The 12664-nt window shown below is 44.1% G+C and carries 9 protein-coding genes and 2 pseudogenes; all 11 read left to right on the forward strand.

All coding sequences use genetic code 11. The features are described from left to right. Positions 1-722 precede the first annotated feature (722 nt). Positions 723-2224 (forward strand): annotated as a pseudogene (locus SORDD16_RS09490) (ribonuclease Y). Between the two features lie 135 nt (positions 2225-2359). Further along, on the forward strand, positions 2360-2986 hold the full coding sequence (gene gmk, locus SORDD16_RS09495) for a guanylate kinase (protein ID WP_000775041.1): 627 nt from the start codon (positions 2360-2362) through the stop codon (positions 2984-2986). 24 nt (positions 2987-3010) lie between these two features. Continuing rightward, positions 3011-3325: a DNA-directed RNA polymerase subunit omega gene (gene rpoZ / locus SORDD16_RS09500; RefSeq protein ID WP_002875802.1), complete on the forward strand. Its 315-nt coding sequence runs from the start codon at positions 3011-3013 to the stop codon at positions 3323-3325. Positions 3326-3390: 65 nt separating this feature from the next. Continuing rightward, positions 3391-5787 carry a primosomal protein N' gene (locus SORDD16_RS09505; RefSeq protein ID WP_061453257.1) on the forward strand — a complete coding sequence of 799 codons (2397 nt, stop codon included), beginning with the start codon at positions 3391-3393 and terminating at the stop codon, positions 5785-5787. 12 nt (positions 5788-5799) lie between these two features. Beyond that, a complete protein-coding gene (gene fmt / locus SORDD16_RS09510) occupies positions 5800-6735 on the forward strand; it encodes a methionyl-tRNA formyltransferase (protein ID WP_061453258.1) in 936 nt (311 codons plus the stop codon). Further along, a complete protein-coding gene (rsmB, locus tag SORDD16_RS09515; RefSeq protein ID WP_061453266.1) occupies positions 6728-8041 on the forward strand; it encodes a 16S rRNA (cytosine(967)-C(5))-methyltransferase RsmB in 1314 nt (437 codons plus the stop codon). The genes fmt and rsmB overlap by 8 nt, the downstream gene beginning before the upstream one ends. Before the next feature lie 15 nt (positions 8042-8056). After that, a complete protein-coding gene (locus SORDD16_RS09520; protein ID WP_061453259.1) occupies positions 8057-8797 on the forward strand; it encodes a Stp1/IreP family PP2C-type Ser/Thr phosphatase in 741 nt (246 codons plus the stop codon). Then, positions 8794-10677, forward strand: coding sequence for a Stk1 family PASTA domain-containing Ser/Thr kinase (gene pknB, locus SORDD16_RS09525; RefSeq protein WP_061453260.1), 1884 nt, complete (start codon positions 8794-8796; stop codon positions 10675-10677). Before SORDD16_RS09520 ends, pknB begins: the two co-directional genes overlap by 4 nt. Positions 10678-10763: 86 nt before the next feature. Further along, complete coding sequence (locus SORDD16_RS09530; RefSeq protein ID WP_061453261.1) at positions 10764-11522, forward strand: threonine/serine exporter family protein; 759 nt, start codon at positions 10764-10766, stop codon at positions 11520-11522. 1 nt (position 11523) lies between these two features. Continuing rightward, on the forward strand, positions 11524-11979 hold the full coding sequence (locus SORDD16_RS09535) for a threonine/serine exporter family protein (protein ID WP_044021233.1): 456 nt from the start codon (positions 11524-11526) through the stop codon (positions 11977-11979). A gap of 118 nt (positions 11980-12097) precedes the next feature. Then, positions 12098-12664: pseudogene (locus SORDD16_RS12060) on the forward strand (hydroxymethylglutaryl-CoA synthase); the annotation flags it as partial.

A 12664-nucleotide genomic window follows, 5' to 3' on the forward strand; every position in this document is an offset into this window, starting at 1 on the left:
TCAACTGTGGAGGGTGAGATCTAACTAAGCATGAGAGAGAATCAGATTGGTTCTCTCTTTTCTAACATTCAAAGTAACGAAAATTATCGCTCTAAATTTTTGAAATTTTGAAAATCAAATACTAGACATCTTATATTCTTGCTGATTGCTTTCAACTAATGGCGAAGTTTACCAGAACAAGTCAACGTCTGGCTGTCAATCTTACAAGGTGTTAAAGTTTTCCTGAAAATTTGAGGATAAAAGGCTTTATTATAGCGCGACTGAGATGTTGGAATATGTGAAATTTATTCAGTATAATTTTGGTATTTTGAAGTAGTGTGATGATGGGGATCTGGCTGTTAAATCTGTCCGCAGTGAACCGCTTTTACTTGTTCCTGAACTTTCTCTAAGCCATTTGTAGAAGTGGTTTTTGGTGGGTGATTACTCTTTTTTGCCTCGGCTTTCATGAAAATTTAAATTTTTAAAGAATTCTAATTTTGCTTGAAAATATAAGGATTTTCTTCAAAAATTCACACGAAACTCTTCAATTTGGGTTTGTGAAAATCGGTTTTTTATGATAGAATATTAAGGAATGTATGTCATTCGATAAACAAATTTAATGAGGTAAAAACATGGAAATCATGACACTTGCGATTGCTGTTTTTGCCGTCATCATTGGTTTAGTCATTGGATATGTCAGCATCTCAGCTAAGATGAAATCATCTCAAGAAGCTGTAGAGTTGATGCTTCTAAATGCTGAACAAGAAGCAACTAATTTACGAGGACAAGCTGAGCGCGAAGCGGATTTATTACTAAATGAAGCCAAGAGCGAAAGCAAGTCTCTTAAAAAAGAAGCACTATTGGAGGCCAAAGAGGAAGCCAGAAAATACCGTGAAGAAGTGGACGCTGAATTTAAGTCAGAACGTCAGGAGCTCAAGCAAATTGAAAGTCGTTTGACGGAGAGAGCTACGAGCCTTGACCGTAAGGACGACAATTTGACGAACAAAGAAAAACACTTGAACAAAAAGAACAAAGTATTTCTGATAGAGCAAAAAACCTTGATGTACGTGAAGAGCAATTAGAGGAAGTCGAAAGACAAAAAGAAGCTGAACTTGAACGTATCGGTTCCCTTTCCCAAACTGAGGCTCGAGATATTATCTTGGCTCAAACAGAGGAAAACTTAACCAAGGAAATTGCTAGTCGCATTCGTGAGGCTGAGCAAGAGGTGAAGGAACGTTCAGACAAGATTGCGAAAGATATCTTGGTTCAGGCTATGCAGCGTATCGCTGGTGACTATGTAGCAGAGTCAACAAACTCAACAGTTCACCTACCAGACGATACCATGAAGGGGCGCATTATCGGTCGTGAAGGGCGTAATATTCGTACCTTTGAAAGTTTGACAGGGGTCGATGTGATTATCGACGATACACCGGAAGTGGTAACCTTGTCAGGATTTGATCCGATTCGTCGTGAAATTGCTCGTATGACCATGGAAATGTTGCTCAAGGATGGCCGTATCCACCCAGCTCGTATCGAGGAGTTGGTGGAGAAAAACCGTCAGGAGATTGACAATAAAATCCGTGAATATGGGGAGGCTGCTGCCTATGAGATTGGTGCGCCAAACCTCCATCCAGACTTGATGAAGATCATGGGACGCTTGCAGTTCCGTACTTCATATGGACAAAATGTCTTGCGTCATTCGATTGAGGTTGCTAAGTTATCTGGTATCATCGCGAGTGAACTTGGTGAAAATGCAGCTCTTGCCCGTCGTGCTGGATTCCTTCACGACATCGGGAAAGCTATTGACCGCGAGGTTGAAGGTAGCCACGTTGAGATTGGTACGGAATTGGCTCGTAAGTACAAGGAACACCCAGTTGTGGTGAATACCATTGCTAGCCACCACGGCGATGTGGAAGCCGAAAGCGTCATTGCAGTGATCGTTGCAGCAGCAGATGCCTTGAGTGCAGCGCGTCCAGGTGCTCGTAGCGAATCGCTTGAAAACTATATCAAGCGTCTTCATGATTTGGAAGAAATCGCAAATGGCTTTGAAGGAGTGCAAAATAGCTTTGCCCTTCAAGCAGGACGTGAAATTCGTATCATGGTTAATCCAGGACAAATCAAAGACGACAAAGTCACAATCTTGGCTCATAAAGTTCGTGAGAAAATTGAAAACAATCTTGATTATCCAGGAAATATCAAGGTAACCGTGATCCGCGAACTTCGTGCAGTAGATTATGCTAAATAAATAAGAAAGAGCAGTTGAAATATTACTGCTTTTTTGTTACACTAGATAGAAAGACTGTAGAAGGATAACTGACACTATCATCAGTTATCCGAGAGAAATTTTACTTTATTTCACAGACTAACTAAAGGAGACATAATGGCAGACCGAGGCTTGCTAATCGTTTTTTCTGGTCCTTCAGGAGTTGGGAAAGGAACGGTTAGAAGAGAGATTTTTGAGAGTTCTGAGAATCAATTTCAATACTCTGTATCAATGACGACGCGTGCGCAACGTCCTGGTGAAGTGGACGGAGTGGACTATTTCTTCCGTACTCGTGAAGAGTTTGAAGAGCTGATCCGTCAAGGTCAGATGTTGGAATATGCAGAATATGTCGGTAACTACTATGGAACTCCTCTGACCTATGTCAACGAAACCCTAGACAAGGGAATCGATGTCTTTCTTGAGATTGAAGTCCAAGGAGCACTTCAGGTTAAGAAAAAGGTTCCAGATGCTGTTTTTATCTTTTTAACGCCACCAGATTTGGATGAATTGCAAGATCGTTTGGTAGGTCGTGGAACAGATAGCGCTGAAGTGATTGCCCAACGAATCGAAAAAGCCAAGGAAGAAATTGCCCTCATGCGTGAGTATGATTATGCCATTGTCAACGATCAGGTGCCCCTCGCTGCTGAACGTGTCAAGCGTGTGATCGAAGCAGAACACTTCCGTGTGGACCGTGTCATTGGTCATTACCAGGAGATGTTGCCAAAATCTCCAACTACTCGATAAACTATAGGAAACAGGTACAAGCAAATGATGTTAAAACCCTCTATTGATACCTTGCTCGACAAGGTACCATCAAAATATTCACTCGTAATCTTGGAAGCAAAACGTGCCCACGAACTAGAAGCCGGTGCGCCAGCAACTCAAGAGTTTAAGTCTGAAAAATCAACTCTTCGTGCTTTGGAAGAAATCGAGTCTGGAAATGTAACCATTCACCCAGATCCAGAAGGAAAACGTGAAGCGGTTCGTCTCCGTATCGAAGAAGAAAAACGCCGCAGAGAAGAAGAAGAAAAGAAAATCAAAGAGCAAATTGCTAAAGAAAAAGAAGATGGTGAAAAAATTTAAGGTTGGGGGGACTCAATCTTATTTTTTCTATTGCAAGAATTTACTGACAAGAAGGAGGTGAGAAGATGGCTATCGCAAAGATTATCGTGGATGTTCCCCTGATGCAGACGGACCAGCCCTATAGTTATAAGGTCCCAGAGGAATTTGTAGAGATGCTAGAAGTCGGTATGCGGGTTCATGTGCCTTTTGGCAAGGGCAATCGTTTGATACAAGGAATTGTTCTTGGCTTGGAGTCCCAGTCGGATGAAGAGATGGAAGGTCAGGACTTGAAAGAGATTGCAGAGGTGCTGGATTTTTCACCTGTTCTAACGCAAGAACAACTATGGCTGGCTGAGGAGTTGCGCAAGTCTGTCTTTTCTTACAAAATCTCCATCCTCAAGGCCATGCTACCAGGATTTCTGAACTCCAGCTATGATAAGATTCTCTACCCTCTGGAAGGTCTGAGACAGTCAGACAAAGAGCGTTTGTTTGGTTCAGAAGAGTCGCTAGTCTTTTCTTCTCTAGACCTTGCTAAGCAGGCAGAAATGATGCGCTTGACGAGAAAAGGGCTGCTCCGCTTAGAATACCAGGCAGTCGATCAAAAGAAGGTCAAGACCCAGTCTTGGTATGAGGTTGATGCTACTCAGCTAGAGAAAATTGAGATTTCTGTGCGTGCCAAGAAAAAGGCAGAGCTGAGAGACTATTTGCTTGCTCATCCTGAAAGTGCTCCTCTGGCTAGTTTGTTAGAGTCCTACTCGCGGGAGCAAGTCAACTTCTTTGTGGAACAAGGGGCTCTATCCCTAGTTCAAAAGGAAGTGCAACGTTCAGCTACTTATTTCGAAGGCATTGAAGCAAGTACACCGTTGGAGCTGAATCCAGAGCAAAGACAAGCTCGTAATGCGGTTGTTGGAGCGATTGGTAGCAAGCAGCCTCCTTTCCTCCTTCAAGGGATTACAGGAAGCGGGAAGACAGAGGTATACTTGCAGATTATCCAAGGAGTCTTGGACAAGGGTAAGACAGCCATTTTGCTGGTACCTGAGATTTCCCTGACGCCACAGATGACGGAGCGTTTTATCGCTCGCTTTGGTGAGAAAGTGGCCATTCTTCACTCAGGTCTGTCCAATGGTGAGAAGTACGATGAATGGCGCAAGGTTGAGCGTGGCGATGCCCAAGTTGTTGTTGGTGCCAGATCAGCTATCTTTGCTCCTTTGAAAAATCTAGGTGTCATGATTATCGACGAAGAGCATGAAGCTAGCTATAAACAAGATAGCAATCCCCGTTATCATGCTAGAGAGGTCGCCATTCTACGGGCCCAGTACAATCAAGCAGCCCTAGTCCTCGGCTCAGCGACACCGAGCTTAGAGAGCCGTGCGCGGGCTGGAAAAGGTGTCTATCAACACTTACGTCTGACCCAACGAGCCAATCCTTTAGCCACTATTCCTGAGGTTCAAGTGATTGACTTTCGTGACTATATCGGGCAGAATGAGACGTCAAACTTTACGCCTCCTTTGCTAGAGGCCATTCAAGACCGTTTGGATAAAAAAGAGCAGGTAGTCCTCATGCTCAACCGTCGGGGTTATTCTAGCTTTGTTATGTGTCGGGAGTGCGGGACAGTAGATAGCTGCCCCAACTGCGATATTTCTCTGACTCTCCACATGGATACCAAGACCATGAACTGCCATTACTGTGGTTTTTCGAAGGGGATTCCTCATGCCTGTCCCAACTGTCAGAGTCGCAGTATTCGTTACTACGGGACAGGGACTCAGAAAGCCTACGATGAGCTAGCAGAGCTCTTTCCTCAGGCCCACATTCTGCGGATGGATGTGGATACGACTCGCAAGAAAGGCAGTCACCAAGCTCTTCTTGACCAGTTTGGTCGAGGGGAAGCAGACATCTTGCTGGGAACTCAGATGATTGCTAAGGGCTTGGATTTTCCAAATGTGACTTTGGTTGGAGTTCTCAATGCGGATACGGCTTTGAATCTGCCTGATTTTCGTTCTTCTGAGAGAACCTTCCAACTCTTAACCCAGGTGGCTGGTCGTGCAGGTCGGGCTGAAAAGGCTGGTCAGGTCTTGATCCAGTCTTACAATCCTGAGCATTATGCCATTCGATTTGCTAAGAACCAGGATTATGAAGGCTTTTACGCTTATGAAATGGGCATCAGACGCCAACTTGGCTATCCGCCTTACTATTTCACGATTGGCATTACCCTCTCTCACAAGAAAGAAGAAGAGGTTGTCAAACGTGCCTATGAAGTCATGGGGATTTTGCGCTCAGGTTTATCGGAAACTAGTAAAATCCTTGGGCCAACGCCAAAACCAATTGCCCGTACCCACAACCTCTATCATTACCAGATTTTAATTAAATACCGTTTAGAAGATGAGCTAGGTCCAACTCTCAATCAAGTTTTGGCCTTGACTCAAGAACGGGAAAATAGCGAGCTTCGTCTCAGCATTGACCATGAGCCACAGCAATTTTTATAAGAAGGAGAAGAAATGACAAAACTAATCTTTATGGGGACTCCCGATTTTTCAGCGACAGTTTTGAAGGGGTTGTTATCAGATGATCGTTACGAGATTCTAGCTGTTGTGACCCAGCCAGACCGCGCTGTTGGCCGTAAAAAAGTTATCCAAGAAACCCCAGTCAAGCAGGCTGCCAAAGAAGCAGGGCTTCCTATCTACCAACCAGAAAAATTATCGGGTAGTCCAGAGATGGAAGCCATTATGAAGCTAGGAGCGGATGGGATTGTGACTGCTGCTTTTGGGCAGTTTCTCCCAAGTAAACTCCTTGATAGCATGAACTTTGCGGTCAACGTTCACGCCTCCCTTCTTCCAAAACACCGTGGTGGCGCCCCCATTCACTATGCCTTGATTCAAGGGGATAAGGAAGCTGGTGTGACCATTATGGAGATGGTTAAGGAAATGGATGCAGGAGATATGATTTCTCGTCGCAGTATCCCCATCACAGATGAGGATAATGTCGGTACCTTGTTTGAAAAATTAGCGATTGTAGGTCGTGATTTGCTTTTGGACACTTTGCCTGCCTATATTGCTGGGGAGATTAAGCCTGTGCCTCAGGATCCAAGCCAGGTCACTTTCTCGCCAAATATCAAGCCAGAAGAAGAAAAACTGGATTGGAATAAAAGCAATCGTCAACTCTTCAACCAAATCAGAGGAATGAATCCATGGCCTGTTGCCCATACTTTTCTCAAGGGAGACCGCTTTAAGATTTATGAAGCTCTACCAGTAGAAGGTCAGGGAAATCCAGGCGAGATCCTCTCTATTGGCAAGAAGGAATTGATTGTCGCTACGGCAGAAGGGGCTCTATCCCTCAAGCAAGTGCAGCCAGCTGGTAAGCCTAAGATGGATATCGCTTCCTTCCTCAACGGAGTGGGACGGACATTGACTGTAGGAGAACGATTTGGTGACTAAAGTAGAAACGGCTAGAAGTCTAGCTCTAGCAGTGCTAGAGGATGTTTTGATGAACCAAGCATACTCCAATATTGCCTTAAATAAACACCTTAAGGGTAGTCAACTCTCAGTACCGGATAAGGGGTTGGTGACAGAGATTGTCTACGGAACGGTAGCCCGTAAACTGACTCTGGAATGGTACTTGTCCCATTTTATCGAAGACCGGGATAAGCTTGATAACTGGCTCTATATCCTGCTCCTTCTGAGTGCCTACCAACTTCGGTATCTGGATAAGGTTCCCAATCACGCAGTGGTCAATGAAGCTGTAGAGCTAGCCAAAGCCCGTAAAAAAGGCAGTGAAAAACTGATCAACGCAGTCCTTCGTCGCATTTTGCGAGAAGGCTGGCTGGATATTGCTAGTATTAAACGCAAAAATAAGCGTGATTCCATTGCCTATTCTCTCCCAGTTTGGTTGGTCTCTAAGCTCAAGGAAGAATACGGTGAAGAACGAGCGAAAACCATTTTTGAAAGTCTCTTGGTGCGCAACAAGGCCAGTATCCGTGTAGCCGATTTGAGCCGAAAAGAGGAAATCAAAGCTTTGTTAGAGGCGACTGATTCTCTCTTGGCAACCACTGGTCTGGTCAAGGAGCAAGGTCACTTTGCGGGACATGATTTGTTCGCAGAAGGTGCTATAACCATCCAAGACGAGTCTAGTCAATTGGTTGCTCCGACTCTTGATTTACAAGGAGATGAGCGGGTTCTAGATGCTTGTGCGGCTCCAGGAGGGAAAACAGCGCATATAGCCTCCTATCTCACGACAGGTCAGGTAAGAGCTTTGGATCTTTACGACCATAAGTTGGACTTGATCCAAGAAAATGCCCAACGTCTAGGTGTGGCAGATCGAGTCCAAACGCAAAAACTGGATGCTAGAAAGGTACATGAGTTTTTTGAAAAGGACTCATTTGATAAGATTTTAGTAGATGCTCCCTGTTCTGGGATTGGTCTCTTGCGCCGAAAACCAGATATCAAATATAATAAAGAAACGGCGGATTTCGCATCATTACAGCAAATTCAGCTGGAAATACTAGGTAGTGTTTGTCAAACCTTACGAAAAGGTGGTATAATAACGTATAGTACCTGCACTATCGTCTCAGAGGAAAACTTTCAAGTCGTTGAGGCATTTTTAGAAAGTCATTCTGAGTTCGAGCAGGTTAAACTAGAACATGAATGCAAGGATATCTTGAAGGATGGCTGTATCTTGATTACTCCTGAATTGTACGGAAGTGATGGATTCTTTATCAGCCAATTCCGCAAGATATCTGATTAGGAAGGAACTGACACAATGGAAATAGCATTATTAACAGATGTTGGTCAGAAACGAACAAATAACCAAGACTATGTCAATCATTTTGTTAACCGAGCAGGACGTACCATGATCCTCTTGGCTGATGGGATGGGGGGACACCGTGCAGGCAACATTGCTAGTGAAATGGCGGTAACAGACCTAGGTGTGGCTTGGGTAGATACCCAAATTGACACAGTCAATGAAGTTCGTGAATGGTTCGCCCACTACCTAGAAAATGAAAATCAAAAAATTCATCAGATGGGGAAAGACGAAGCTTATAAGGGTATGGGAACAACGCTTGAAGCGGTGGCTATTATTGGAAGTCAGGCTATATATGCCCATATCGGCGATTCTCGTATCAGTTTGATTCGTGGTGAGGATTATCGCCAGCTCACGAGTGATCATTCTTTGGTCAATGCTCTGCTAAAGGCTGGTCAACTAACCCCAGAGGAGGCAGAAAGTCATCCTCAGAAAAACATTATTACCCAATCAATCGGGCAAAAAGATGAGATTCAACCAGATTTTGGGATGATTAGCCTAGAGTCAGGAGACTACCTCCTACTCAATAGTGACGGCTTGACCAATATGATTTCGGCAAGCGAGATTTACGATATCGTAACCAGCGATATTTCCTTGACAGACAAGGTGGCAACCCTCATCCGTTTTGCAAACAATGCAGGAGGCTTAGATAATATCACGGTTGCCCTTGTTCACATGAATAAGGAGGAAGTAGAATGATCCAGATCGGCAAGATTTTTGCCGGACGGTATCGAATTGTCAAACAAATTGGTCGAGGAGGCATGGCAGATGTTTACTTGGCTAAGGATTTGATCCTAGATGGGGAAGAAGTGGCAGTCAAGGTTCTGAGAACCAACTACCAGACGGATCCGATTGCTGTGGCACGTTTTCAACGTGAAGCGAGAGCCATGGCGGATTTGGACCATCCCCATATCGTTCGGATAACAGATATTGGTGAGGAAGACGGTCAGCAGTATCTGGCTATGGAGTATGTGGCAGGACTGGACCTCAAACGTTACATTAAAGAACACTCTCCTCTCTCAAATGAAGAAGCAGTTCGGATTATGGGGCAGATTCTTTTGGCTATGCGTCTGGCGCATACGAGAGGGATTATCCACCGAGATTTGAAACCCCAAAATATCCTATTGACACCAGATGGAACTGCCAAAGTTACAGACTTTGGGATTGCCGTGGCCTTTGCAGAGACAAGTTTGACGCAGACTAACTCTATGCTTGGTTCAGTCCACTACCTCTCACCTGAGCAGGCGCGTGGTTCCAAGGCAACTGTGCAGAGTGATATTTATGCTATGGGGATTATTTTCTATGAAATGTTGACAGGACATATCCCTTATGATGGGGATAGTGCAGTGACCATCGCCCTTCAACATTTCCAAAAACCACTCCCATCTGTTATTGCTGAAAATCCAGCTGTACCGCAGGCTTTGGAAAATGTTGTTATCAAGGCGACAGCCAAGAAATTGACAGATCGTTATCAGTCTGTATCAGAAATGTATGTGGATCTGTCAAGTTGTTTGTCTTATAATCGTAGAAGGGAACCAAAACTAGTCTTTGACGATGTGAGTAAAGTAGACACAAAGAGCCTGCCAAAGGTTCCACAGAGCACTCTGACATCTATTCCTAAATTTTCGGAACAAGAAGAACGCCCTCAGTCAAAGAAATCAACAAAACAGATTGCAGAACAGGCACCAGTACCAAAATCAACGAAAAAACGAAAATTTAAAGCTCGCTACATGATTTTATTAGCCAGTGCCTTGTTAGTTGTGGCTTCTCTAATTTGGATCTTTTCCCGAACTCCAGCAACGATTGCTATTCCTGACGTAACTGGACAAACCGTTGCAGAGGCTAAGGAAGCTCTTAAAAAATCCAAGTTTGAAGCCGGTGAAGAAAAGTCAGAGGCCAGCGATACAGTAGCAGAAGGACGTGTTATTCGAACCGATCCAGAAGCAGGAAGTAGCCGAAAAGAAGGAACCAAGGTCAATTTGATTGTTTCTTCTGGTAAACAATCCTTCCAGTTAGATAACTATGTTGGACGCAAGTATACGGAAGTCGTAGCTGAACTCAAGGAAAAGAAAGTTCCTGAAAATCTGATCAAGATGGAAGAGGAGGAATCCGGCGAAAGCGAACCTGGAACTATCCTCAGACAGACCCCTGTTTCTGGCACGACTTATGATCTCTCAAAAGCCAGCACGATTACCTTAACGGTTGCTAAGAAGGTGACAAGCATTGCCATGCCAAGCTACATCGGTTCAAGTCTCGAATTCACAAAGAATAACTTGACTCAGATTGTCGGTGTAAAAGAAGCCAATATCGAAGTTGTGGAAGTATCAACTGCTCCTGAAGGAACCGCTGAAGGAACGGTTGTTAGTCAGGACCCTAAACCTGGAGAAAAAGTAGATCTCAATAAAACACGTGTTAAGATTTCTATCTATAAACCAAAACCACTTCCTTCTTCGTCAAGTTCGTCCCAACACGGGAATCAAGGAACAGACACGACGCCTTCACAGAGCAACAATCAAGGTAGCAATTCTACAACTGACTCTTCAGATGGTAGCAGAACATCAAATAATGAACGAAATTAACCCAATCTTTGTCATGAAATCATGACAAAGATTTTTTTTCATGAACTTTTGTGATAAAATAGAGGAAGTAGAAATAGGAGGAGAAAATGGACGAATCAAAAGAGTTGAATGCCATCATTGATGTGATTATGCTAGCAGGAACCATTCTCCTGAAAAGTGGCTCAGAGATTCATCGGGTTGAGGATACTATGATCCGCATTGCCCATTCGCAGGGAATAATGGATTGCAATGTTCTTGCCATGCCCGCAGCTATTTTCTTTTCGATTGAAAATACCAATATTTCTCGGATGAAACGGGTAACCTCATCCTCTTATAACATTGAAAAAGTCTGCGATGTCAACCAGGTATCACGAGAGCTTGTTGGTGGCCAGATCGATCTTTCTACAGCTTTTAAAAAGCTGAAGGAAATCAGAAATCAAGCTCTTCCTTATACCAAGTTCCAAGTGACTGTAGCAGCGACCCTCAGTGCCCCTTTCTTCTCGATTATGTTTGGGGGCAATGTCTATGACGCTTTTGGTGCAGGCATTGCGACCTTGTTTGGTTTTGCTTTTTCTCTCTACGTAGAGAAGTTTATTCGGATTCCTTTTGTAACGGCCTTTGCGGGTGCCTTTGTTTTCGGATTGATCGCCCAGTTTTGGGCCCGCTATACAGGATTTCCTTCAACGGCGGATCTGATCATAGCAGGGGCAGTCATGCCTTTTGTTCCAGGGATTGCTCTGACAAATGCGGTTCGGGATATCATGACTAACCATATCAACTCTGGTATGAGCAAGATGTTTGAATCTCTGCTCATTACCCTCGCTTTAGGAGCCGGGACCTCTGTCGCCCTGGTCTTGATGACATAAGATGACTCTAACAAGTATTTTACTCCAAGCTGTGGCGAGTTTGCTCGCCATTATCACCTTTCTAATCGTACTGAATGTCCAACGATCCATGCTCTTACCTGGTGGTATTTTGGGAATGGGCGTTTGGCTCCTCTATCTCGTGCTCAAAGAACCAACCAATGTTATTGTTGCGACCTTTATCGCAGCAGTAATTGGCTCTTGCATCAGCCAGATTTTAAGTATTGTCTATAAGACACCAGCGGTGGTCTTTGTCTTGGCCATTCTTGCCCCCTTGGTGCCGGGTTATTTATCCTATCGAACGACAGCTTTCTTTGTGACAGGCGATTACAGCCATGCTATTGCAAGCGCAACTTTGGTGGTTATGTTAGCTCTGGTCATTTCTATCGGAATGGCAAGTGGAACGGTAATTCTAAAGCTTTATTACTACATCCGAAAACAGCGAGGAATATCCTCCTAATGCTGTCAAAGCAAAGACTTGATTTGGTGAATCAAGTCTTTTTTCTCTCTTTTGCCCCTATTTGTGATAAAATAGAATGAAACGATTTTTTACAATGAATGAAAAAACAGAGGTAAATATGACAATCGGTATTGATAAGATTGGTTTTGCGACCAGTCAATATGTCTTGAAATTACAAGACCTAGCAGAAGCAAGGGGAGTTGACCCCGAAAAATTTAGCAAGGGACTCTTGTTAAATGAAATTAGTATTGCGCCGCTGACAGAGGACATTGTTACCATGGCAGCTAGTGCAAGCAACTCTATTTTAACAGACAAAGAAAAAGAAGAAATCGATATGGTCATCGTGGCAACCGAGTCAGGGATTGACCAGAGTAAGGCGGCAGCAATCTTTGTTCATGGCTTGTTAGGTATTCAGCCTTTCGCCCGTAGCTTTGAAATCAAAGAAGCTTGCTATGGAGCGACAGCTGCCCTTCATTATGCTAAATTGCATGTGGAAAATTCTCCCGAGTCAAAAGTCCTAGTCATTGCCAGTGATATTGCCAAGTATGGTGTGGGAACTCCTGGTGAACCAACTCAGGGTGCTGGAAGTGTGGCGATGTTGATCACCCAAAATCCACGCATCATGGCCTTTAACAATGATAACGTTGCTCAAACGCGCGACATCATGGATTTCTGGCGTCCGAAC

This window comes from Streptococcus oralis, assembly GCF_001578945.1.
GTDB lineage: Bacteria > Bacillota > Bacilli > Lactobacillales > Streptococcaceae > Streptococcus > Streptococcus oralis_Q.